21 protein-coding genes are annotated in these 22324 nt (G+C 55.9%); 3 read left to right on the forward strand and 18 right to left on the reverse strand.

What is annotated here, in order from left to right; genetic code table 11:
- The first annotated feature begins 85 nt into the window (after positions 1-85).
- Positions 86-475 (forward strand): hypothetical protein, encoded by a 390-nt coding sequence (locus tag FE795_RS05020; RefSeq protein WP_219235773.1) that lies wholly within the window; start codon positions 86-88, stop codon positions 473-475.
- Between the two features lie 81 nt (positions 476-556).
- Here the strand turns inward: FE795_RS05020 and FE795_RS05025 are convergent, their stop codons facing one another.
- From FE795_RS05025 to FE795_RS05045, 5 genes are read right to left on the reverse strand one after another with little or no spacing between them, the layout of a single operon-like run.
- Positions 557-1036 (reverse strand): DUF2514 family protein, encoded by a 480-nt coding sequence (locus FE795_RS05025; RefSeq protein ID WP_219235775.1) that lies wholly within the window; start codon positions 1034-1036, stop codon positions 557-559.
- Positions 1015-1473: a lysozyme gene (locus FE795_RS05030; protein WP_219235777.1), complete on the reverse strand. Its 459-nt coding sequence runs from the start codon at positions 1471-1473 to the stop codon at positions 1015-1017. The genes FE795_RS05025 and FE795_RS05030 overlap by 22 nt, the downstream gene beginning before the upstream one ends.
- Positions 1457-1681 carry a hypothetical protein gene (locus FE795_RS05035; protein ID WP_219235780.1) on the reverse strand — a complete coding sequence of 75 codons (225 nt, stop codon included), beginning with the start codon at positions 1679-1681 and terminating at the stop codon, positions 1457-1459. The genes FE795_RS05030 and FE795_RS05035 overlap by 17 nt, the downstream gene beginning before the upstream one ends.
- 41 nt (positions 1682-1722) lie before the next feature.
- Positions 1723-2538: a hypothetical protein gene (locus FE795_RS05040; RefSeq protein WP_219235782.1), complete on the reverse strand. Its 816-nt coding sequence runs from the start codon at positions 2536-2538 to the stop codon at positions 1723-1725.
- 3 nt (positions 2539-2541) lie between these two features.
- Positions 2542-4878 (reverse strand): hypothetical protein, encoded by a 2337-nt coding sequence (locus tag FE795_RS05045; RefSeq protein ID WP_219235784.1) that lies wholly within the window; start codon positions 4876-4878, stop codon positions 2542-2544.
- A gap of 99 nt (positions 4879-4977) precedes the next feature.
- Between FE795_RS05045 and FE795_RS05050 the strand changes: the two genes are divergently transcribed.
- Positions 4978-5604: a hypothetical protein gene (locus FE795_RS05050; RefSeq protein WP_219235786.1), complete on the forward strand. Its 627-nt coding sequence runs from the start codon at positions 4978-4980 to the stop codon at positions 5602-5604.
- 2 nt (positions 5605-5606) lie between these two features.
- Here the strand turns inward: FE795_RS05050 and FE795_RS05055 are convergent, their stop codons facing one another.
- The 13 genes from FE795_RS05055 to FE795_RS05115 are packed head-to-tail and all read right to left on the reverse strand — an operon-like array spanning position 5607 to position 21547.
- Positions 5607-8156 carry a hypothetical protein gene (locus FE795_RS05055; RefSeq protein ID WP_219235788.1) on the reverse strand — a complete coding sequence of 850 codons (2550 nt, stop codon included), beginning with the start codon at positions 8154-8156 and terminating at the stop codon, positions 5607-5609.
- A gap of 2 nt (positions 8157-8158) precedes the next feature.
- Positions 8159-10681 (reverse strand): lytic transglycosylase domain-containing protein, encoded by a 2523-nt coding sequence (locus FE795_RS05060; RefSeq protein WP_219235790.1) that lies wholly within the window; start codon positions 10679-10681, stop codon positions 8159-8161.
- Positions 10678-12849, reverse strand: coding sequence for a hypothetical protein (locus tag FE795_RS05065; protein ID WP_219235792.1), 2172 nt, complete (start codon positions 12847-12849; stop codon positions 10678-10680). The genes FE795_RS05060 and FE795_RS05065 overlap by 4 nt, the downstream gene beginning before the upstream one ends.
- A 4-nt stretch (positions 12850-12853) precedes the next feature.
- Complete coding sequence (locus tag FE795_RS05070; RefSeq protein ID WP_219235794.1) at positions 12854-13438, reverse strand: hypothetical protein; 585 nt, start codon at positions 13436-13438, stop codon at positions 12854-12856.
- Positions 13438-13866, reverse strand: coding sequence for a GNAT family N-acetyltransferase (locus FE795_RS05075; RefSeq protein ID WP_219235796.1), 429 nt, complete (start codon positions 13864-13866; stop codon positions 13438-13440). Before FE795_RS05075 ends, FE795_RS05070 begins: the two co-directional genes overlap by 1 nt.
- Complete coding sequence (locus FE795_RS05080) at positions 13863-16430, reverse strand: hypothetical protein (RefSeq protein WP_219235798.1); 2568 nt, start codon at positions 16428-16430, stop codon at positions 13863-13865. Before FE795_RS05080 ends, FE795_RS05075 begins: the two co-directional genes overlap by 4 nt.
- Positions 16430-17017, reverse strand: a complete 588-nt coding sequence (locus tag FE795_RS05085; RefSeq protein WP_219235800.1) for a hypothetical protein — start codon at positions 17015-17017, stop codon at positions 16430-16432. Before FE795_RS05085 ends, FE795_RS05080 begins: the two co-directional genes overlap by 1 nt.
- A gap of 12 nt (positions 17018-17029) precedes the next feature.
- Positions 17030-17347, reverse strand: coding sequence for a hypothetical protein (locus tag FE795_RS05090; protein WP_219235803.1), 318 nt, complete (start codon positions 17345-17347; stop codon positions 17030-17032).
- Between the two features lie 3 nt (positions 17348-17350).
- Positions 17351-17797, reverse strand: a complete 447-nt coding sequence (locus FE795_RS05095) for a Bbp16 family capsid cement protein (protein ID WP_219235805.1) — start codon at positions 17795-17797, stop codon at positions 17351-17353.
- Between the two features lie 54 nt (positions 17798-17851).
- Positions 17852-18865, reverse strand: a complete 1014-nt coding sequence (locus FE795_RS05100; protein WP_219235807.1) for a major capsid protein — start codon at positions 18863-18865, stop codon at positions 17852-17854.
- A gap of 18 nt (positions 18866-18883) precedes the next feature.
- Complete coding sequence (locus tag FE795_RS05105; RefSeq protein WP_219235809.1) at positions 18884-19624, reverse strand: hypothetical protein; 741 nt, start codon at positions 19622-19624, stop codon at positions 18884-18886.
- Positions 19608-19901 (reverse strand): Bbp19 family protein, encoded by a 294-nt coding sequence (locus FE795_RS05110; RefSeq protein ID WP_219235810.1) that lies wholly within the window; start codon positions 19899-19901, stop codon positions 19608-19610. Before FE795_RS05110 ends, FE795_RS05105 begins: the two co-directional genes overlap by 17 nt.
- Positions 19898-21547, reverse strand: coding sequence for a portal protein (locus FE795_RS05115; RefSeq protein WP_219235813.1), 1650 nt, complete (start codon positions 21545-21547; stop codon positions 19898-19900). The genes FE795_RS05110 and FE795_RS05115 overlap by 4 nt, the downstream gene beginning before the upstream one ends.
- A gap of 303 nt (positions 21548-21850) precedes the next feature.
- Here FE795_RS05115 and FE795_RS05120 point away from each other — a divergent pair, with 303 nt between their 5' ends.
- Positions 21851-22324: a hypothetical protein gene (locus FE795_RS05120; protein ID WP_219235814.1), complete on the forward strand. Its 474-nt coding sequence runs from the start codon at positions 21851-21853 to the stop codon at positions 22322-22324.

Raw genomic sequence — 22324 nt, forward strand, 5'->3', positions numbered from 1 at the left:
CATATTGATGGCTTAACTTGGCATAGAATCATGTCTAGTCATTAACTTAATCACCAATACACACTCAGCTAGCGAGAACTTAAAAGTGTCTGATCAAAAAAAACCACCTAGCCACCAGCGTCCGGCTGTGCTTCATATAGAGAACAGTTTAGGCACCCGAGCTTCTATTCGAGTGTTTGGAGACTCTCCTGCTGCAACAGTGATCAATTCGTGGGATACAGATATAAATGCTGTTGTTATCTATCCCGAGGCAATAGAGCAATTTGTTAAAATAGATCAAGCTATCACGCAACTTGCTGTGCCTTCTGATACAAAAGAGGAACTGCTCCGACAAACTGACGATTTGAAAAATAACTTTGGGAAGCCAACTTTTTCTGAAAAATACATGAAACTCATTAGTGCTGTTGGGGCTCATGCAGATGTTCTCAGCTTGCTTGCCGGTTTGGCATCAATAGCGTCCTCGGTCGCTAGCTGAAAAGCAAACTTGTAAAATCATTATGGCTTGGCAAAAATTGGTGGAGTGAGAAATTAATGGCTGCATGATGTTTTGCAATTGCTATCGTACGCCTATATTTTTATATGCTATCTCACAAGCTAATCCAGCTACTCGGCGTCGGTCAGCCTCCGCTGCGTAGACTTCCGCCATTCCATCAAGCCCTCCAAGCAGCTCGGCAAACATTCTGATGGCGGTATCTGCTGCCTGGCGCTCTGCGGCAGCGCTGGCAAGCGCGGTGTCCCGACGATAGCGGTCGGCGTATTTTTCGGCGGACTTGCGCACGCGCTCATCAGCAGTGCGGCGCTCAGCAATAGCAACTTGCTCCAACTGTTCTTGAGTCTCACGGTCTCGAGCCTCCATTTCTTCGGTTAATTTATGTTCGATCTGCCGCGCTCTACTCTCTGCATGGGCGACAGCGACCATGTATTCGGCCTGCGCCTGGCTGTAGCCCTTCTTGTACTGGGCTGAGCTATAGAGCTGCAGCCCAGTAAAAAGGACTGCGAGTGCAGCAGCCCCTGTTACTGCAGATCGGATAGACATATCTTCCTCTCCGCTTCACGCCGCAATTCCAACCCGCGCAGTTTCTTGCCACCGGCATACACCCAACGCGGGAGTTGGTTGCAGGCCCCGGACAAATCACCAGCCTGCAGCTTGCGCACTAGCGTAGATCCGCCATAAGATCCAGGGCCCACGTTGTAGACAAAGCTGGCCAGCGACACACGCACGCTATCGGGCAATGGCTGCGGTACAGAACGATCCACAACAGCCAAGGCCTTGCGCACCTCCTGCTCAGTCAAAGCATCGCATCGCTCAGGGGTGGCCACATCGCCCAGCTTCACGCCATGGGTAAAGCCGTCGCAGATAGTCGGGATGCCCACCGGGTCCACATAGGCAACCAGTGAACGGCCTTCCCAGGCAGCGACCAGACCAATGGCCGCTGCAGTTACCCCAGTACCTACCTTAGTTTTTAGATCCACGTTTCCACTCCTTGAGTCGTTCCCAGCGTTTACCCAGAAACGTGAAAATCTGAACTGACGAGCGCGTGAACTCGGGAAGCTTCGCGACAATCAGCATGAACACATAAGCCCCCCACATAAAGAGAATGATTTCTTGCGCTGTCCATCCGTAAATGACCAGCGCAGAGCCCGTGCTTATCGGAAGATGAGCTGCGTCGTTATCAAACATTCGTAAATTCCTTTGGGGCATAGCGGCCTCCGATGTAGCCGTTAGACGATGCCGTACTTTGCCATTAGGCCGCCCAGGAGAATGTCGGCAGCGCCTTTGTATTCAGGCTTGGAAATGTCTTCTCGTAAAATGAATGACATTCCAAAGTTGCCAAGGGCGGGCGACTGTGCATTCCTGTTGCCCCACAGGGCAAACGTCGTGGCGGTAAGCTGGCGCTTGTCGCTTTCGTTGCGGGCATAGCTTGCAAAGTTGTTCACGAAAGCGGAAATACCTAACTCGACAGAAAAGCACACGCCGGTGATGACCGTTGCCCCGAAGATGGGAACAGTAGAATCGAAAGAGATGCGCGGTGTCGTGACTCCGCCTTGTCGGGAAATTAGTCGCGGCGTGCCACTGGTAGTGGTTTCGGCTGACATTCCCGCGAACACGACGTTTTCTCCAAGACTGCCGGCCCCAATGCCGAAGATGTCTTGCCTGGTGTTGGCGGCAGGCAACGACATTCTCTGGACAGAAATCAGGCTCCAGGCGTTGGCATTGATGCCCGGGGAGCTAAGTATCTGCAGCGATGCCGGATCAGCCACGGTGAACGTGGGCTGACTGTTCAGTGCATTCGTGTGCGCTGGGCGGCCAGCATTGCCACTTTGGATCAACACCCCGTCATGGGCGGCATCACGAAGGCGGAATTGGCCCTCTATCACTGTGCTCAGCGCGGGAGATGGGTCAAACCAGTGCGATATCAGGGGTTGACCGCTTGCCGTCTTGAGCGATGCGGCAGCCGCCAAGAACGGGTCAAATTTGATGGTACCAAGCGCTCCAGCACCAGGGACCGCAATATCCAAAAACTCTACATAGCGCATGATTTACTCCTTGATTTCGTTGAATGATGCTGAATAGCTGGTCGCTGTGACTGGAAGACCGTTGATGCCGATGACCCCCACGCCAAGAACCTCCTTGCCAACCGCCCAGGGAGGGGCCATCAGCCGCCCATCCCCCGCTTGCAACTGAGAAAACCCTAGTTGAGGTATGCCTCGACGGTGAAACGTAATCGCGCAATCCACATCGAAAGCCACCGCGTCAGGGGGGGCCCAGAAGTACCCGCCGTGCCATTCGTATGATTCTCCCGGGGCAAATATTGCGTTCGCGGATAATCCGCTCACAACGCAGGAGTAGAACTTTCCCCCGTCGCCCTTGCGAAAAGCTCCCACTGTGCCTCGGATAAATCTGCCGTCACCCGCCTCGAAGCCTCTATCCATCCAAACCCCGTGGAAGCCATTCTGATCACTACCGAGCACCGTCGCCCAGGATGGATAGGCGCTGAACACGCCAGACGTGAGCGTGCTTCCGTCGGTAGGAATGGGTAGCCGAGCCTCTTGCTCCCCATCCAAAAAGTGATAGGTGTCGTATCCCGACCAAAAAAACTGCGGGCCATTGTCGCGTTCGACATGCACCTCTTCCAACGCGGTTGTGCAAACAAACCCCGATACGTCACCGGGCTTAAAGCTCGCTCTGATTTTCTGCTCGAGCACGTATCGACCCAACGTTATCGTGTTGTACGCCATGATCTCGTTGACCCACTGCACATCAACACAATTTGCATACCCCTCAAATTTCTCTCCAGGAAGTAACCTGCGTCCATCCACCCAAAAAGCAATTGAAGTCATGCGAGCGGTTTTCAGACCGCTTGCGTCACTATTGGAGCCGTGGTTGCCACCGGTATAGATTACAAATGTCGAGCCATCCCCGTTTTGCAGGGCTCGCACAACATAAGGCGGCCAGCAATCCGACGTAGCGGCGTGGATAGTCTGCCAAACGCTATTTGCGGGATCACCCAGTGGCGCCACCTCGGTAGATCGCCAGTTGAAAAGACTGTTGTGCCCATTGGGTAGGTAACGCACCCGTAGCATTTGGTCCTCGCCGTGTTGCCACACGCAGCGAAGATCGGACCCGGACAGTCGCACATACATAGGGCCAGCACCGACCCACTCAGACGGCGTCGGACCGTCTGAGGTCGGCAAAATGCCGCCCTCTACATCAACCGTCACAGCATCGAAGTCATCTGCGAAGAAACGGTAAGGGTAAGCAATGAAGCGGCTGTAGCCGTCGAGTCGGGCGACAATAGCGCCGCGCACGTCTACCTTGTAGCTGTGGAAATCATCACCGAACGCGCAAAATGGGTAGAGCGTATGCCCTACTTCTCCCGAGTAAAGCGAGCTGCTTGAGCCATTGACGTACTTGGCGCGGATAATGCGATACTGTCGATCAGCCACAACCTCGGTCGGCAGGGTCAGGTAATAGTCTGCGTTCGGAAGCGCCCAGACTTGCTGTGCGGCATACGCACGAGCAATGGCGTAATTAGATTTTTTTTCAACCGCCTCACGGTTCGGGTAGGTGTCGATGTAAACGGCAGTACCAGAGACAACACGGTATAGGTCTAAAAACCCATCTTGAAACTGCGACGGGGTTGTCGCGTAATGCCCCTCAGGCACGGGGGGGAAGTCACCGCCACCGTTAATAATTGTGTTGGTGTCTGGGTACAGGCCTGATGCGAGAGTTGCAGCATCGGCGGCCGCTTCTGCTCTGTCGGCATCAATTGCCGCTGTGGCCGCGTCCTGGGACGCTGATAAGGCATCTTCCTCAGCAGACTCGGCGGCTGCCTCGGCTCGCTCCAGGGCATCAACAAGTTGCGGAAGGTCGGACGGAATGGCGACAGGATCGCCATTAGCATCAAACCCAAGTGCATGATTAGCGCGTTGACGACGTAAGGGTAAAAAACCAATGCCACCATCTGAGTCACGGACCATCAGCACGCGACGACCACCCAAAGACGTCATACCGAATATGCTGGCCAGCTGCTGGCAGATCATCGTCAGCTTATCCAGGGCGCGTTCGTGCGCACGCTCTGGAAACGGGTCGTTGCGCTGGTAAGCGGTCTCTTGGGTGATCGAGACGATGCGGTCAATCAGTAGCGTTTGATCTGCAGGATAAGCGGCAGCAGTGGTAAGAGTCCCGCCAGACTGCTGGCCTGCGCCAGTAACGCTATAGTCTGCGTCGAGCGAAAGCTCCTGTTCGTTGCCCTCGCTGTCCACGAGAGTGACCCGCAGATCTCGATTCTGAAGAAACCTGAACGGGACGGGAAAGGACGTAGCCACACCATCGGTGGCGTACTGAACACGGGACTGTTCTGAGGAAACTGTCATGGCAGGCACAATCTGGGGAGATAATGCCGTCCATGGTCTACGCGCGCGCGCGTAGTTTGATGCGAATTACAAGAAGTTAATTACTACAGGAGGAGGGTCATGGATATGAATGAACTTGCAACTCTTCTTTCATCTGCGGCAACGCTTTTAGGTACTGGTATTGCAGGTGTTGCTCTTTACATTTCGGTCAAGGCAAGAAAGGACCAAAAGGTCAGGGACTCTGATGCGCTTTTGATAGAGCAGAGTGAAAATTACTTATCAAGAGCCTTCGCTATTTTAGCAAGCGGTGAAGGTGGCACGACTTTGCCCAGTGCCCCCTCACGGCTCGAATGGGTGTCGGCCGCAAGAATGATTGAAGAGCATAAGAAGATCGTTCCAAAGATTATTTTGGCGCCAAATAAACTAAGGATAGAGGCGCTACAAGAATATTGGCGCACAAGGCTAACACACTTGTTTTTAGAGTTTAATTTCGATGTAACCTACTTCGATCAAACAGAGCTAAATGGTCAATCAATAATGCCAATCTCCCCTTTATCGGCAAGAATAATATTTGACTTTTTGAGCTGGCCAGACACAAAACTTGATGTTCTCGACCAAGTGAATGGTGAAAGTCTGAAGATCCCTGCTGGCTATGGATGGATGATGAATGCCATCGACGCGAATGCCAATCGAACGGTTACACGAGTTATTCGGGGGGCGCGTTTGCCCCCAGACACTTCCAACTGATTTTAATTCCCGAGCGATCTTGCTAGATCCGGCGCACGCAGCCTACGCCCATCTGGTGAAGCAAAGTACTCCTGCTTGAACTCCTTCCGGGCGCGGCGCTCCATGCGACGTAGGTAACCTGGTGACGCCATCTCCTGCAACTGGTTGAAGATCATCCGATCAGTTGCAGCCTTTGTGTACCAGAGGTTGGCGAAGGGGACCTTGCCTTTAAGAAACTGAACTGCAGCACTTCCTTTCAGCTCTTTGCCCTCCGATAGAAGCCATGCATTACCCATGGTTGCACGCATCAAAGTGTCAACATCAGAAAGAATCGGGCCGCCCAGCACGCCAGCTACAGAGGTGCCAAACTGTGTGTAATCGGCAAAAAGAAAGTCGCCATAAAGACCCAGCGCACCACCTTTTAGAAAAGCCTTTGCCCAGAACTTTGGATCGCTCATATTTAATGGATCGCGTCCGGATGCTATCTCATTGGCCTGAACAGCCAGGCCGCCGAATACGGTTGTCAAAGCAACCATCCCCGCTATATAGGATGCTTTGCCTACGCCCGTACTTTGCCCCATAGCTCGTTGGCCATGTCGCATGATTATTGATATAGGGAAGCTTTTGAACTGCATGGCAGAGCGGTACAGCTCTGTGGGTATAGACCCCCGTTGCTGTCCAAAGCTACCGTACATTGCGACTCGCTCTCTCGCCGTTGGGGTTTCCAGTACAGCCATGTTTGTTTCTGAGCTGACAAATGCCATCAATCTGGTTGAGGCCTGATCGCGCAGCGACTGCGTTGAGATGCCTAGTTGTTTGGCTATAGGCTGAAGGGCATCGTCAGATACTCGGTAAATGCTTTGAGCTGTCAGCACCGTATCACCCATGCCGCGCCAGTCCTCTGGCTGAGCTAGTTTCCATACGGCAAAGTCTGTATCGGTGATCCCATATTCTTTGGCTCGCTCAGCCAGCTTTCGGAACGGTCCAGTTTTTGCGTCACCAATCTGGCCCAAGGTGCGGGACATTTCCCCCAGGCTATCCATCATTACCGAGGCATAAGCCTGCTGACCTGCGCGAGACAACGCATTTAGCCCGGATATTTTCATCAATCCAGAAGCTGCCCCTTGTGACCAACGGGACAGGCGATTAGCAACATACGCATCTTGTTGTAGACCATCGGTACCCCAACGACCAATAGAGCCAAGCAGTTGCTGTAAGCCAATCCCAGATCGGTGAGCTGCACGCCTGTCGGCTGCGTTAAGAGGATTTAGGCTCCGCAGCTCATTCATATACACGCGCACCAAAGGAATGCCGTTATAGATCGAGGTCAGTGCCTGTGTGCCTATATCAGAAATGGCAGTCAACGCCGCAGATCCAAGCCGAGCTGCCACATTCAAAAATCGGTAGGTGTCGAATGTCGATGCTACGGCCTCGGATATAACGGTTCGTCTTGCCCCTGCTACTTCGTTATATAGTGTGTTCAGCTTATCTGCCCGGTTGGCAATTTTGTCTGCTGATACGGCGTCCAGGTCCGTCATGTTTTTTTGTGCAATATCCGTCCAGTAACGCATCATTGCGTTTGGATTGGGGCCAAGTGCTTCGACCAATGCGATGTCGCGCGACATCATATCTATGTGGTTGAGCATGGTTTGCAGCATGGGAGTTTCGCTGTACTGCCGTTGATACTCAATAAAGGACTCCGCGTCTTTGAAATGTATCTGGCGCTCAGCGCTACCACGGTTCCCGCGCATGCCGTTCCCTGTCGGCTTACCAGGTTCAATTTTGTTTGCGCCATTTTTAGCAATCGTGTTCCAGGCCTCTTTCAGAAACTCTGTCAGCTGAGCGTCATCCATTAAAGTGCCGTTTGGGTTTGTGTAGCGTTCTCGGTCAATTTTTCCAAGCATGTCCGCGACCCAACGATCTTCACCGGCTTTGGCTACCAGACGCTGGCTATGGGATTGAGGCATACCCCAATCTTCCAGTCTCCCGATGTTGCCACCAGCTCGGTTGAATCGTTGCCGTAAGCGTTCGGTCGTTTCTGCATACTGTTTGGCCCCAGCCTTGGCCAATGGGTTGCCAGAATCACCGCCGCGCAACTCAGTTACCAGATCCAGCACACCCTGCTTATTTGTAAACAGTCCAATTAGCTTTCCTTTGGTCGCGTCAATGGCGTCGAGCACTGAGCCTAGGGCATCATCGCGGATGGCACTGGCCATACTTTCAATAGAAATGGTTCCACTTTGTCCGTCGCTGTGGAACGCAAGCATTCTCTCCAGTGCGCTCAACTCATCATGTTTAGAGTTCTGTAAGTAGCTTTGGACAGCGTCATGCCGTAGAGCTTGTAATGCGACTCGACGCCGCTTTAGTGCCGCATCGGCCGCAACGTCTCGTGCGGCCATGTCAGCGGCAGCCATAAAACGGTCGCCTTCTGTCATACCCAACCAGTTAGCCCGGTCCTGGCTGGCCAGCTTGCGCATGGCCTGCAGAATACGGGCTTCAATATTCGTCGCCTCGGCCTGGGTGATCTGGCGGCCCAGGGCACGGGAAACAGCATCAATACATTCAGCGCGCATTGTTATTCACCTTTGGTCATTGCACACACCACGGCAGCATTGAATGCTTCGGGTGTGCTGTATTTCAGTTCGGCATCTGCTTCGGCAAGGGCGTGGCGCAGGGACACATTTACGACTTCACCGTTTTCCAGCTCCATCGGAACAACGATGTCGCCCTGCTCGTCCAGCAGAGCAAGCCCGGCCTGAGTCTCGGCGTCATCAGCTGCATTGATGATGCGGCTGCCGCTCTGTGTCTGCTGGCGTGCAGGTGGGGTTCCATCTGTCGGGCCGGTGGCATCGACTGCTTGGGTAGACTCTTGTGGAAACGTGGGGGCACGGGTCTGGCCTAGCTGGGCCTGTCCTGCACCCGGTTGACCAGCAGTAGGAGGCCGGGGAGCGCCTGGGGCCTGACCTGCTGGAGTTGGCGCAACGCCGGATTCAGCAGAACCCATTTCAGACAAAGCGCTCCGCACAGCGCCAGGTAACTGCTGCTCAACCAATGGCGGCGTTTCAATCATGGCCCGGTTGTCGCGCAATACGGCGGCCTGCTCATCGATACGGGCTAATTGCTGCGCGGCTTGGTTTGCCTGGGCATTCTCACGCAGCACGCCTTCCAGCCTATTTATGCGTGATTCCAGCTCCATTGCCTCAGATGCCCGTTGGCGACGGGCCATACTCAAAGCTTCCTTGTAGCTGGTACGTGGATTGCTGGCTTGAATCTCCTTTGCAAGGGGCCGCACGTCGGTTTCATCCAAAGTGCTGCGCTGTGCCTGCAGGTCCAGCAGCTCCGAGCGGATCTGCACTATCTGGCCAAGTTCTGCTTCGTTCCCGGCGGTAGCCAGAACTTGTGCACGTTCAGTGTCCAGGGCGGCCAACTCGACATCGATGGCGCGGGCCGCTCTGGCCTGTTCTGGCTGGATAACAGGCATGCGTTCAACGATGGCGCCAGGCTCGACAACTTGCCTGAGCGCTACCGGATCTTGTCCACGCCCAGAACCTTCCCGACCAAGCCACTGGCGGACCCGTCGCAGATAGTCCTGCGTCTCTTTTGCCTTTGGCTGCCGTCCTGCTAGAACTTCTTTGGCTTGCCGTGGCCCGCCGTTGTAGTCGGCAATCACTGCGTCAACGTGGCCACCGTACTGGCGCATGGTGTCACGCAGGTAACGCCCGGCGGCGTCGATCATCTGAACAGGATCTGAGGCGTCAGTAACCCCATACTTGCGCAGGTTCTCCGGCATAAACTGCATTACGCCACGGGCACCGCGCGGGCTTACCTGATAGCTGTTGCTGCGCTCCCCTACGTTTTTCAGCGCATTAATCAGGCCGGGCGGTAGGTTGTATTGCTGTTCGACCTGGGCTGCGTACTCATTGAGCTCAGGGGCATCAAACCGTAAACGTGTACGGCTGACCACAGGCATAGCCGTGAGGCGGTCGCTGGGTAAGTATCGGGCGGCTGGCGGCAGATCCATCAGATACTCAGTGCGTGCCGCATCCGAGATCTCAGGGGATCGTGGGCGGGTGACAAAGGAGCCATCCTCAACGCCAGTCTGCCCAACATCGACACGCTGGCCACTCAATAGCTGCTGTGTGGCGGTTCCCATTGAGCGACTGTGTGCCGCAGCCGATGCTGGGTCAGACGGTACGCCTGGGGCGGTGTCGATGGCTGCGTGCTTGGCATCACGAGCAGTCAGGGCGGCATCAATGGCGGCCTGCTCTCCGGCGTTGGGCAGCCCAGCCCGTGCGCCGACTGCACCAAATGCAGCACCCAGAATCGCCTCGGCAGCCACTGATGCTGTATCCAGTGGCGAGTACTGCTGGGCCATAGTCGTGTAACCGCCTGCTTGCAGGAGCTCATGCGTAGCGCCACGCTGTGCAGCTCCCATTGCGACGTTGGCAGCAGCGCCATAGGCCACGTTCGCGCCGTAATATGTGCCGCGACTTAACCCCACCCCGGCCTGACTCAAAGGCGTGGCTAGTGCCCCAAATCCAATTGAGGCTGGCATAGCAACACCAGCGCCAACAGTAAGGGCGTCAATGAACCCGATGTTCGCGGCGGTACCAGGATCGACGCCTTTTCCCGTCATGTCTTGGAAGGTGGCTCGGCCTGTAGCCGTGCCGGTTGTTGCGGCCCCCGTCAGCATTGCGGTCGTAGCTGTACCTCCTGTAGCCACGCTGGCAGCAGTACCCACGCCCACTTGAGTTAAGACGCGGGACACATCAAACATGATCTGGCCGACCATGCCAGTGGTCATTGGATCTGGCTTGTACTGCTGTGCCCATACATCAGCTTGGCCGCGCAAACTTGTGAATGGGTTCCAAGGCTCAATGCCCGTGGCGCTTTCAAGAGCGTTCAGCACCGGTTGATACGCACGCTCAGCCACCCCAGCAACAAGCCCCTCTACCTGCGCAACGCCGGTCACAACCCCTTGTGGAATTGCCGAAGCCGCGCCGGAGAACACCCCAGGCTCAGACCTGCCCAGGATCTCAGACGGAGTTTTGGCCGCGTCACGAAGGGCTTGCAGTCGCTTCTGATCAGCTCGCATCATTCTGTCGTCCCCGTAATGTTGCTCGGTTGGCGTGGGATCAGATCCGAGGCGGATACGCCAAACGAATCACGCCCAGAGTCTGCATCCGGAGACATCTCAATGATGATTAGGTCGCCAGTGGCTGGATCCATCAGGGGTTGATCCCCTAAGGTAGCTGCGTAAACTCCAGATCCAACGGCGATCAGGCCGATGTTATCTGCTGATTGGGCCAGGTCAGAGCCCAACTGTCGCTCTTTAATTTGGCGATTGATAGCAGAGTTGGCTCTGGCGGTGAATGAATCAGAGTCCATACCCCAGGGGGCCAGGACTCGGCCTTGGCCATTGAAATCGACCGGGGCACCAATCACGGCTGTAATCGCTTGGTCTAACCGATCTGTATCAACATCAGGAGATAGGCTGCCATCCTGCGCGGCCTTGCCCACGTAGTAGGCCTTGATAGCATAGGCGTCCTGCATGAAGTCGGTTGCGGCGCTACTACCAGCACCCAAGCCCCGATAGAGATCCTGTACCTTTTCTTCTAGGGCCTGCACAAACTCGTTATCTTTCGGGACTGGATAGCTGATTGTTCCAGCCTTCCCACCGGCGCGCAGGATCTCATCTCCATGGATTGCGGTAGCTGCCGCATCCCCGGCAGACTGCACCACGTCCTCACTGAACCAATAGTTTGTCAGCTTGGATTGCTCAAAACTGCTGGCCAGCCGTCCCATGCGGGCCATAAAGGCACCAGACTCCCCTAGGGAGTCAATTTGCTCGATGGCTCCTTGGAATGTGTCTGGCTCAGCAGCGACCCAATACAGTGATCCGAGTAACTCCCGCTTCTGCCTAGCGTTTCCTTCTTTGAATGCATTTGATAACGCTTGAGCCTCAGAGGGCTCAAGGGGGCGCATTAATACCGAGCCAGGAGGATTGCGCGCTTGAACTCCCCGGATTAGGTCAGAGCGATCACGCATTTGCTGCCCGAGTACTGCAATACCTTCTTGATTAGCGAGTAAAGACAAATCCAATGGAGCAATCTGTTGTGCGGCTCGTTGTTCAATCCATTTCAAGGGGTTTTCTTGAAGCAGTTTGCTGTTCGATTCGATTGCACGCTCTACTCGGTCCAGGTTAGCAATGGCAGTAGGATTTGCGCCGGCAGTTTGTTGCTGCATTCGGCGCTGCAGTACATATGACTTCTGCTCGGCAATGGGCATGCGTAAAACGTCCTGCACTTCCTGCTGACCTTTGAGCATGTCTCGGTATGATTGCTCGTAGTCGGTGCCAGCAACCATGCTCGACCAGCGGAGCATGTCATCAGCGGTAGCAGGCACACCAGTCGAGATCTGGCGATCAATTTCACCAATGGCACGCTGGCCCCGAGCATCCGCCTTGTCTTGCTCAATCCGGGCTTTATTGTCGATGCGGTCGGCCTGGGTCTGGGCGCGGGTGCGTAGTTGCTGGATTCGGTCAGAGTCCAAACGGTTAATCCAGCGAAACCCGTTTACGGCCTCGCCACGGGAAGCGGCTTCCATTGCTGCCACGGCCCCATGCGGGTCCCGGTCGATCATTGCTGCGCCAGCGGCATAGGCCATGGTAGCTTCAGCATCCCCGATCAGCTTTGTTTTGACTGATGCAGGCAGAGTAGATTCATTCAGCGCTGCCAGTCGTAATGCCCGGCGCTCGTCATATAGAGACGGCTCCAGCGCAATGGAGCGTGCGTCAGAGTCCAGGCCGGTACCGTACTGAGACACAATGTGCTCACTGCGCTTCGTTGCCTCAAAGCTGATGGCGTTGCCACCGAACTGTGTGCGTTGTCGGGTAAGACTTTCACGATAAGCGGCACGCGCAAACTCGGGCGCGTTCTCTACAGCCTGGGCGGCGTAGTCATCAAATTCTTTGATAAAGCGCGGCGTGAAGTCAGGAGCACCGGCTTCTGCTGTTTCTTGCAGCTCGACCATGCGCTGCATCCATTTGATCTGGTCGTCACTGCTGGCCTTGGAAACCCAAGCGATTGCGTCTTCTTTCTGTTGTCGTTTAACTGCATCGCCGATCTGGCCAATTGCTTGGCCGAGCCCAGCAACAGCTCGGCCCGTCTGATCCTCAACAGCCACCATCGGTGCACGGGCGGCAGGCATACCCAGCGGCGTAGACTGACGTTGCTGGCCAAGAGGGATTGGAATACGAGTTGCCATTGTCTTACCCCCAGTATTGATTCACGTTGCCGACGCGCAGCCCGACGCCGCCACCAGCCGCGAGGCCGCCACCGCGTGTGGCCGCACTCGCCGCACCTGCCTTTGTGGCCAGACCATACCCAGCCGCACCAGAAAGTACGCTTGTTGCCGCACTGAGGTATCCGGCTCGGCGGGCATTCTTGCCTGACTGGCGCAGTGTTTTGGCGGCATAGCGATCCATCACCGCCTGTTGTTCAAAGCCTTGCCCCTGTAGCAGCGCCTGGTAACGCGTCTGCAGGGCATCCATTTCCAAGTCACGGGCAGACTGCTCTTGTATCGCCATGGCTGTTCCGCTGCCGGACTCAAAGCCGGATTCGGCGACCGAGGCGCGGACATCTGCTTGTTGTTTGGAGGCGCTACGGCGCTGGGCCAACTCGTTCTGTAGCCCGGCATCGTAGGCTTGGCGGGCTTGGATATCGGACATCTTGGCATTGCGCTCAGCAGCGTTCGCTTGTTGTCCATAGGCTGCGGCCTGCTGGTTGCCCTGCATGATGGCCCCACCAGCCTGCAGCGCTGTAGAGCCAATGATGGCGGCGGTAAATGGATCCATTACTTCACCTTTGCGTAGAGAAAGCAGTCCCGGCCATCCGGGGTATAAGCGGCCATGAGGCCTTCGCATGTAAAGCCCAGTCGTTCAGCCCAAGCGATTCCAGCTGTGTGCCGGCTATCAACCGTCATTTCCAGCCGACGCCAGGGCGCAGATTCGACAACGCGAGACACCACCCGATGAATGGTTTTGAACTGACTGAGTGCTGCATCAGAGAGTAAAGCCCAGGCCATACCGCGCTGAGGGTGCATTTCAACAATCCCCGCGCAGGCTATAGCGGTGCCGCCGTCGTCCAGTGCTGCCCAGCCCACGCCATTCGCTGATACCAAGGCTTGGGCGTGTTCTGGTGTCACAGTCTGGATGGCATAGGCCTGGGCCTGTTGCAGTTGCACAGACAGCAGGTGCTCAGAGGTAAGGGTTACGATTTTCATCGGTCGTCACTTGTAGAAACGACCGGCATCAAAGCCAGCAACGTGACCGGCAACGGCTGGTCGTTCGTGTACCAAATCTTGGCCGAACGCTCGTAACCGCCACGCCATGGAATTGGCTCACTGTCACCGGAGTAAAGAGGCGGCGGATTATTCATGCGCTGGCTGGGCCTACGGAAGTTCAACGTCTCAAGATTGTCAGGAGACGGGCCGAGGTTGCCGCCCAGGCTGCGGTGCATGCGAACAATGACATTGGTTAAGCGTTTGGTCTTTCCCTGCGCGGTACCGTTTGTAGCGCCTGCCTCAACTCCCATGGTCGCCATCGCGCACGGCGCTGGAAGCCCAACATGGACAACCTCGCCGGCGTACTGAAGCTCTATGGCACCATTAGTGACGACACGATCAGGCGAAGCCGCGCCGTCCACTAGCGCCTGCACGGTTTGCCCCTCAAGGTGATCAAGACCTGAAATGACCGTCACCTCAGGGCCGCGATACGTCAGCCCACAATCGACATAAAAGGCTTCGCTAGGGTTCTCAGTGCTTCCCAGTGGATTGCGCAGGAGTTCCACATACCTGACGGTCTGGCCGTTGATCTCGCGCCGTACAATCAGCCACAGATCGCTGCCTTCACCATTGGGGGCGGGCATAGTCTCAATCGACTCCACCCAGCCATTGATCATTGGGTGTGGATGCCAGGCATATACGTCACTGCGGCCAGGCTCTTGGTCATATGTGCAGCCAACAAGCACGCCATCAGCTCGGGCTACCCAGATAATTGAATCCGGCTCCTGCTGGTAGGTCAGATCAATGGCACCCGCACGTAGCACGTGCTCTGCCAGTTTGGTCGTGTCGTTCGAGGCGTAGTTGTTGGTGTCGTAGTTGAAGACGTAATCACGCAGCTTTTGACCAGAAGCCTGGACGAACAGCACGCGGCCGCCCACTTCGACCGGAACGATGGCACGCGATCCGTAGGCGGTACGGCGCTCAGCTCGCACGTTTGCCGGCCCCACGGCTTGGTTTGGTTGAATCGGCCCGATCAGCCACTCGTCGCCGTCGGTACCGATAATGAGCTCGTCCGACTCAGCAACCCACACTGCTCGGTTAATTTGGCGAGCATTCAACGTCTGAACGATTGCCGAATCGGTTTCGACTTCCCCACCGATTTTGGATGCAAAGTTTTCAAAGTCACCTGTGACTGACATGGCGACCTTCCGACCACGTACCAGCACCAGGCGCTGCCGCCAGAAGGCTCCGTGCTCAGGCCACCCATCATCTTGGTTGTAGAGGCTCTTGGCCCATTTATATGTCGCGCCCCCAGCAGGGACTGTTACGACATGCTCAACCTTGGCAATCGAGCCAGGAGAGTATGAAAGTGCAGGCTGGCTGAGCAAGAGCGTTACTCGGAACGTCGTGGGTGTGACTTGGTGCACCTCATAGGTGCCATCAATTGTTGACATGACCGGGGGCGGACCAGCATTCGCCACCACGACTGTTCCGAGCAAGCGCACAGTGTCACCGTTTGACAGGAAGTGTGGGCCATCTGTCGTGAACTCGGCGTAACGCTCAAACATGCTCGAAACAATCTGGCCAGACGCAATGCGTACCTCCCGAGTGATTATCTCGGAGACAGGGACAAGGTCATTGGGCAGCCGCCGAATGACATCGGCAGTTGCTTGCGTGCTGCTTTGCACAGAGGTAATCCGAACTTCGCCTGAACTGTCATGTAGATACTCCCACTCCACGCCAATGGGGCCGCGCTGGTCGTCAGGTACATCAATGCCGTCCCCATCCCAGGCCTTGCCTTCGGTATGAATCGGAGTGTTGTTTCCCGTGACTGGTTCGTTTCCTTCGCCAACAGCGGTGCATTGATACACACGCATATCGACTCGGCGTAGCTCACCAATGTTCACGCGCTGGTATACCGCCCATGGCCTGACTGCAGAGAAGTCCATGGATTCAAGGTAGAAGATATTGCCCACCATGGATTGCGTGAAAATCCCCCAAGAAGAGGTCAGCGTGACTGTTCCAGTCGTGCCGCTGGCCAAAACAGTGGAAGCTTTCTCAGTGTTCAAGTCTTGGTACGGCCCGCCTTGAAAGTCCACGTCTTGTAGCTGAAACTGCTCAGACGTGGTGCGCAGCAATTTACGCGGCCGGTGTCGAGGGTGAAACAGGTACATCGTGTCAGCAGATTGCACAGCACGCAGAGTAAACAGGCCATTCCCGTCTGTCAGATCCTCGGCAGAGTACGGCGTGGCCACCTCTACCGGCACGCCACCAGGCGCAAGCAGACCCCGTCCTGTATAGAAACGGATGTAATACGGGCCAATTTCCAGCATGTAGGAGACACGCTCTGACACTTGGAACCGCAGCAGCCAAGCCCGGCCAGCCTTTACTGGGTTGATGAACTGGGTACCGCCACGGCGCACAAGCGGCCCCTGCACGAGCGGCAGAAAGTTTTGCAGCACGCTGCAGCTATTGAAGTACTTGGCCAAGTCGGTGCGGCCACCCATCAACGGGGACATTTCGCCCCCATCGAAGGTTTGCAGGATCGGAGTTTCTTTCGCCATCAGTTACGAGCCTCCAGCCAGGTGTCATCAGAGATGGCCAGTGCGGGGCGCTCGATGGCATTGGCGCGTCGTGCTGCCTGCAGAGCTTGCTCATATTCTGCCCACATGGCTTGTTTCTTTGTGTTCGATTGCGTCAGTGTCTCGCAAGCTTCGGCTGCAAGGCGGCAGGCCAGCGCTTCGACAAACAGGGCATCAAACAAGGTAGGGTCATCGACCCGTTTGATGTACCTGATTCTCAGGGGGCCTGGATGATCAATCAGGATCCTGTTCCCCTCGATGCTGTACCAGCCGCCAACAGTGGGTCGTGGTGTAGCACGTACATCACTGATCTTGACCAAGCGCAGATAGTCCGAAGGCAACTGAAACTGATGGGTGTAGCCGAAGGCTGGGTGCTCAGATAGAGCGGGCAACTCTGCCCGCGCTTTGGCGAAGTGCCAGAGGTTTGCCCGCAGCTCTGCTTCGCACACGATGTCAAACATGGAGTCCATGGTGTTTGACGATTGGGAGTCATCATCCAGCGCAATAATGCGCGCTTCACCGAGTTTGGTGAGCGCGCGGTTTGCGATGGCTACTTTGGAAACAGCCATGGCGTTACTCCATCACTGCGAGTTGGGGGCGGCGGTTCCGTTGTCGCCCTGTGTCGACTGCGACTCGTCCTGGTTCGTCTGGGAGTTCTCTGGCTTGCCCCCAGATTTTGGGGAGGTCTCGTTTCCCTGGTCACCTTTACTCTTGGCCGTAGACTCTTTCTTGTTGGAAACGAGCTCCATCCATTTCCCAGGTTTGCCATGGAACTCAAACTCTTCACCGGCTTCGACGATACGCATGACGCGTCGATTAGGGGAGGAGTCTGCGCGTTTGACCGGTTTATATGCATCAGCTGGGATTTGACCACGTTGTTTGGCGATGTATCGGGCCATGGTTTACTCCACGATGTAGCCAGATGCATAGGCGCGATTGGCTTGGGCATCTTTAACAATGAAAGCCGAGAACGAACCTGCCGTCAGTGGCCCGGTATCGACCGTGTAACGGATTCCTAGGTATCGCTTGTAGTCGCCACCAGGCAAACGAACTCGTACCAACTCTGCACCTGCAGTGATGTTTGCCAGAGCTTTAGGGCCAGAGTTGTAGTGCACCGTAGGAGAGGACATCCCAGGTGCAGCACTGGACTCCAAGGTAATTGCCACGGTCGCTGCACCTGCCGCAGTAGCTGCTTTGTCGACTTGCACCACCAGCCATACAGGCTCACCTGCACCGATGTCCTGAACAGGATTTTTACCGGACGGGTTCAGGTCGATCACGTTCGTGGAAAGGGCCGAGGCTGTGATTGCTTGGCTGTCCGAGAACTCATTGGATTTATCGAGAATCATGATGTATTGCTCCAAATTGAGGAAAGAGGGCAGGGGCCCAGAGGCCCCGGCCAATTACGCCGTGACTCGCGCCTCGGTGTTCAGCAGTTGGTCCACCGTGCGGATGGGAATGCCGAGGAAGTTGGTTTCGAACTGGTCAGCAGCTTCACGGATGGACAGTGCGTTGTGCGACTTGTTGAGCGCCATCTTGTCCAGAGCTGCGCGTATGGTGCGATTGACGTAGATGCGCGGCTGCACATTGCCGGACAGGCGCGGCAGGCGGTGCTTAAGATCGATTAGCAGCTCAATCAGTTTCTGATCGGCCATGGTGCCAGTGCCCGAGCTGGCGTCGGAGACGTCCACGTTTGCCAGGCGTGCCACATAGCGCCAGTCTTTCACTACCAACCCGCAATCCCACTTGAACAGGTCGCCGTAAGCTCGGTAGCGGTTATTGTTGGTGTCGAACGCGTCGATCTCACCCAGGTCCTGGTGGACGATGCCGGCCTTGGAGTTCTTCGGATAGATGCCGAAAGCCGTGGTTTTGCCCCAGCCGATCAGGTAAATCGAGGTGTTGTCACTGCCGGTGCCACGACCGTCTACCACGTTCTGAGCACTGGACGAATTGCTCGGGTCGGCCAACTCGTTGTATCGAGGTTGCAGGCCGTAGAATTGCTCGGGGTTGATCGAGGTATCGCCGTAGAGCAAGGCAGTGCAGAAGCCCTGGCCCATCGCTTCGATGTGTGTAGAGGCTTCATCCATGCGGAACGTGGCCGGGTTGTTCGCCATGCGTACGGAATCCACATCCGGCTCGCTGCGGGATGTGAGTTGCCCAGTGGTGTCATCGACTTGCGCAGTAGTACTCTTGGACACCGGCACGCCGCCGTACATTTTGCGCCAGGTTGGGGTGGGCAGGCCGGTTCGGATCGTGGTGCGGTTACCGGTCGGCAGGTTACCTTCTACCCAAGGGATGTCTTGAATGATTTCGTTGGTCTGAGCCAAGAGCTCAGCCACGTCGGCTGTGTCGCCATTCGGATCCAGCCGTTTTGCGACATCGATGATGCTGAGGGATTGATTTCCAATGGTGGGCATTTCGGCCTCCTTTGATGATTAACGATTCATGCTCGGAAACATCCGAGCGGCTCGGGCGGCTTCAGGATCAGCCGGAGAGGCTGCGCCGCCACGGTCGCCTCCCTCCGGAGTAAGAGTTCCTTCGCCCAGGTGCTTACCGATTCGGGAGAACAAGCGCAGCGTTTCGGCATCGCCCAGGGCACTGGAGATTTTCTCGATGGCGTCGGCCTCCACTCCGAAGGTGCGAACAGCGCGGCGGCCCAGCTCGGCATTGGCGTCAAACTGTTGGCCCCACTCTTTACGGAGCGTGGCAAGATCGGCCTCGCCCTGTTGCTCACGAGCCAGGTCAGCGGCTTGCTGTTGGGCTGCGGCGTACTCGTTCCACTTGGTAGCCAGGGCCTGGGCCTGTTCGGCTGGCACACCGGCTTCGTGCATCCATTTGGCTGCTTCGGTCGCAAAGGCAGCGTCCTGGCCTTCGGGTATAGGCAACTGGTAGGCTTCGGGCGATTCGGGAACAGCCGTTTTGCCTTCCAGATCCTGCAGCGCCTTGGCGGCTTCGCCTGGATCCTTGAAGCCTTTGCCGGAGATAAAGGCTTTTAGGCCCTCGTCCTGGATGCTGTCGTGCCATGCGGGTTGCGTGCCAGTTTCTTGGCCAGCTGGTGTTGGTGGGGCGGCAGGGGGCGGCGTCTGCTCGCCACCGGAACCACCTTCTGCACCGCCTTCACCTACTTGTTGACGCAGCAAACGAGCAAAAAGCCCACGTTTATTCAGTACGTTCATTCTCACGCTCCATGATTTGATTGATCTGCTCGTCGGTCATGCGTAAGACCTTGGCAATGTGAAAGAAGGCTTCCCGGCGTCCCTCGGCCAGCATGGTGGCGTGGGTATCAACTGAGCCGGTAATTCGGGAGGTGGCAACCGATGAACTGCCCACCTTGCAGAACTTGGCTAGGTCGGCCATCACGGTCTCACCATCTCGACCGGAGAACGTGCGGCGGTAGGCGTTGCGTAGGCCCGTCAACAGGCGCACGCGGCGTGCGATTCGGTCCAGGCTCATATCTGTGCACTCCCTGCTATTTGTTGAGCTTGTGCAATATCTTTGGCGGCACCAGCAGCCACGGGGGCGGCCTCAAGGATCTGTGCGGCCTGCTCTTGCTGTGCCGCCGCTTCATCCGCTGCTTGCACATCTTCTTCGTCCACCATGTATTTCTCGGGGACGCTGAATACACGTCCAAGACCGCGGACAATGGCCGGGGAGTTCATGACGCGTGCTGCGTTCGGGTCGGCCTGAATGAAGGGAGAGGCGGCTTCGGCCCAGCGCAAAACATTTGCGCCTTCTTCGGCGCGCATTGCCTGGTTGAGCGGGCTGTCATATTCAATCTCAATGGCCCCGCCAATTTCCTCCAGCTCCGGTGGCATAGGAGGCAAGGCACCGGCATTTGAAAGAATGTCGATCTCACGGGTGATCTGTGGCCCCAACTGCTCAGACTGGACACGGCCCATGGTGGGGCCCAGCAAGATCCCTTTTTCTTGGGCGCGTTGCAGCACCTCTGTGGCGGTCATCTGGTGGTTGTCGACCAGGATTTGGAAGAGGGTCACGTAGAACGCTAGGTTGATGGCCTCGCGTTTCTGGTCCGCGTAATTGATACCCATGGGCACGTTCTTGCCCAAATCGAGAGGCTTGATAAGCTGCTCACCGCGCTCGTTCAAATACCCGAAGTTCAAAGCGCCAGAGCGCAGATCAAACGACTCAAGGGCACCGTCATCAGCAAGAATCAGTGGTGGGTCAACTGCCTTCTGGGCCGACTTGATGTTGGTCTTCTCGATACGGTTGAGCATGCGCACATCGGGCAATGCTTCCATCGCAGGAGAGTAGCCATAGGCAGAGTCGTCGGCAGCGTAGAAGCGACCAATGGCAAGCGGAAACACGCGGTATCCGCTGTGCTCGACAATCTCACTACCAGCATCCAACGCAATCCAGACGGATTGAATCGGCATGTTCCGGCTACCAACAAGGCCAGATTCACGATCGCGCCGTGGACGAATGGCGTGCAAGAACTCGAACTTGCGCTCCATGTCATTGCGATCAATTGCATTGCGGATTGCCAACGGCAGATCTTCTGCCCCCCAGCGTTGAGCGGCCTGCCGGGCGGTTAACGTCCAGGCAATGTGAGCCTTATCCACGACCCCATAGGCATCCTCGGAGAACCAGAGCCGGTTCAGGCGCAGATTGCGGTACCGGATACCCTGACCAAGAACGTCATCAATCATCAGACCACCGGCACCAAACGAGCCATGGCTGATGTAGGACTCACCAGATTGAGACGCGAAGTTCGCCCGCCACTGGTAGCGCTGGGCAAACAGAATATTGGTTACCTGTTCCAGATACTGGCGCACGGCAGGAGACTCACGCAGGTTCTCATCAGAGACGGTGAGCTTGTGCCAGCGTTGTGTGCGAGGCGTGATCATCGAGTCCATAGCGGCCGCAAAGTGGCGCAACGCCAGCATTGGCGTGGAGTCGTAGATTTCTTGAGTGCGCTTTTCGCCAGGATTGATATTGCTGTCCTGCTTAAACTTGCGATAGCGCGGCAGGACGGTGGAGATCACCTCGTCCCATTGAGACTCAAAGGACCGACGCGCCTGTTTCATAGCTTCGTGATCAGCCAGAATCTCGCGTACCAGATCGACGTCGGCGTTCTGCATTACGAGCCCAGCAGAGTTTTAGTCGCCACAGAGCCGGGCGTGGCAGTAGCGTCACCGGCCAGGACCGTACTTGCAGTCCCACGACGACGGCGCAGGCGTTCAGCCTCTGCAGAGCCTGCGGCAGCCGCGTCCGTAGTGCTAGGCGGCGCAGCTGGTGCTGGTGGGTCAGGGATCTTTGGAGTGCTGGGTTTACTGAAGAAGCTGGACATAACGACATCCGTTAGGGAAGATGCCGTCAGTTTGTGTGCGCGCGCGCGTAGTAATCTACGAGATTTTTAAGGATTAATAAAAAGGCCTGGAAATATGAGCGGAACAGATAGGTTTATGGAGCTACAAAAAACGCTCACTGAAATAAACCAAAAATACACATACTTTTTAATGGCCGCTGTAGGCGCAGCTGTAGGTTTTTCAATTACACAAACCAGTAAAGCTCCGCTTTCTTGGTGGTTTTTGCCTTTAGCATTCGCTCTGTTTCTGTGGGGCACGAGCTTTGTATTTGGGTGTGTGACTTTACAGTTAGTGGTGAGAATGTTTAATTTGAGTATCGCTGGCCTTGATATGAGTGCGGGTAGAAATCCTATATGTAAACATGACCCAGCTGCCATTGAGATTGGCGTGGCTACTCTAAAAAAGGAATTTGATAAGGAGAATGCAAGAGCTACACTTTTTCAACGTTGGCAGTTCTACCTATTTATCTTAGGGGTTGCATTTTTCATAATGTGGCACATCATTGAAATGTGGCGTCGCATTCCAGAGAACATGTGCCTCTGGGTTTGA

Source organism: Alcaligenes ammonioxydans (assembly GCF_019343455.1).
Classification (GTDB): Bacteria; Pseudomonadota; Gammaproteobacteria; order Burkholderiales; family Burkholderiaceae_B; genus Alcaligenes; species Alcaligenes ammonioxydans.

What these genes read in the sequence shown, in the direction of transcription:
- FE795_RS05025 (WP_219235775.1), bottom strand. Translation starts at nt 1,036, where the DNA reads ATGTCTATCCGATCTGCAGTAACAGGGGCTGCTGCACTCGCAGTCCTT.
- FE795_RS05035 (WP_219235780.1), bottom strand. Translation starts at nt 1,681, where the DNA reads ATGTTTGATAACGACGCAGCTCATCTTCCGATAAGCACGGGCTCTGCG.
- FE795_RS05040 (WP_219235782.1), bottom strand. Translation starts at nt 2,538, where the DNA reads ATGCGCTATGTAGAGTTTTTGGATATTGCGGTCCCTGGTGCTGGAGCG.
- FE795_RS05045 (WP_219235784.1), bottom strand. Translation starts at nt 4,878, where the DNA reads ATGACAGTTTCCTCAGAACAGTCCCGTGTTCAGTACGCCACCGATGGT.
- FE795_RS05050 (WP_219235786.1), top strand. Translation starts at nt 4,978, where the DNA reads ATGGATATGAATGAACTTGCAACTCTTCTTTCATCTGCGGCAACGCTT.
- FE795_RS05055 (WP_219235788.1), bottom strand. Translation starts at nt 8,156, where the DNA reads ATGCGCGCTGAATGTATTGATGCTGTTTCCCGTGCCCTGGGCCGCCAG.
- FE795_RS05060 (WP_219235790.1), bottom strand. Translation starts at nt 10,681, where the DNA reads ATGATGCGAGCTGATCAGAAGCGACTGCAAGCCCTTCGTGACGCGGCC.
- FE795_RS05065 (WP_219235792.1), bottom strand. Translation starts at nt 12,849, where the DNA reads ATGGCAACTCGTATTCCAATCCCTCTTGGCCAGCAACGTCAGTCTACG.
- FE795_RS05070 (WP_219235794.1), bottom strand. Translation starts at nt 13,438, where the DNA reads ATGGATCCATTTACCGCCGCCATCATTGGCTCTACAGCGCTGCAGGCT.
- FE795_RS05075 (WP_219235796.1), bottom strand. Translation starts at nt 13,866, where the DNA reads ATGAAAATCGTAACCCTTACCTCTGAGCACCTGCTGTCTGTGCAACTG.
- FE795_RS05080 (WP_219235798.1), bottom strand. Translation starts at nt 16,430, where the DNA reads ATGGCGAAAGAAACTCCGATCCTGCAAACCTTCGATGGGGGCGAAATG.
- FE795_RS05085 (WP_219235800.1), bottom strand. Translation starts at nt 17,017, where the DNA reads ATGGCTGTTTCCAAAGTAGCCATCGCAAACCGCGCGCTCACCAAACTC.
- FE795_RS05090 (WP_219235803.1), bottom strand. Translation starts at nt 17,347, where the DNA reads ATGGCCCGATACATCGCCAAACAACGTGGTCAAATCCCAGCTGATGCA.
- FE795_RS05095 (WP_219235805.1), bottom strand. Translation starts at nt 17,797, where the DNA reads ATGATTCTCGATAAATCCAATGAGTTCTCGGACAGCCAAGCAATCACA.
- FE795_RS05100 (WP_219235807.1), bottom strand. Translation starts at nt 18,865, where the DNA reads ATGCCCACCATTGGAAATCAATCCCTCAGCATCATCGATGTCGCAAAA.
- FE795_RS05105 (WP_219235809.1), bottom strand. Translation starts at nt 19,624, where the DNA reads ATGAACGTACTGAATAAACGTGGGCTTTTTGCTCGTTTGCTGCGTCAA.
- FE795_RS05110 (WP_219235810.1), bottom strand. Translation starts at nt 19,901, where the DNA reads ATGAGCCTGGACCGAATCGCACGCCGCGTGCGCCTGTTGACGGGCCTA.
- FE795_RS05115 (WP_219235813.1), bottom strand. Translation starts at nt 21,547, where the DNA reads ATGCAGAACGCCGACGTCGATCTGGTACGCGAGATTCTGGCTGATCAC.
- FE795_RS05120 (WP_219235814.1), top strand. Translation starts at nt 21,851, where the DNA reads ATGAGCGGAACAGATAGGTTTATGGAGCTACAAAAAACGCTCACTGAA.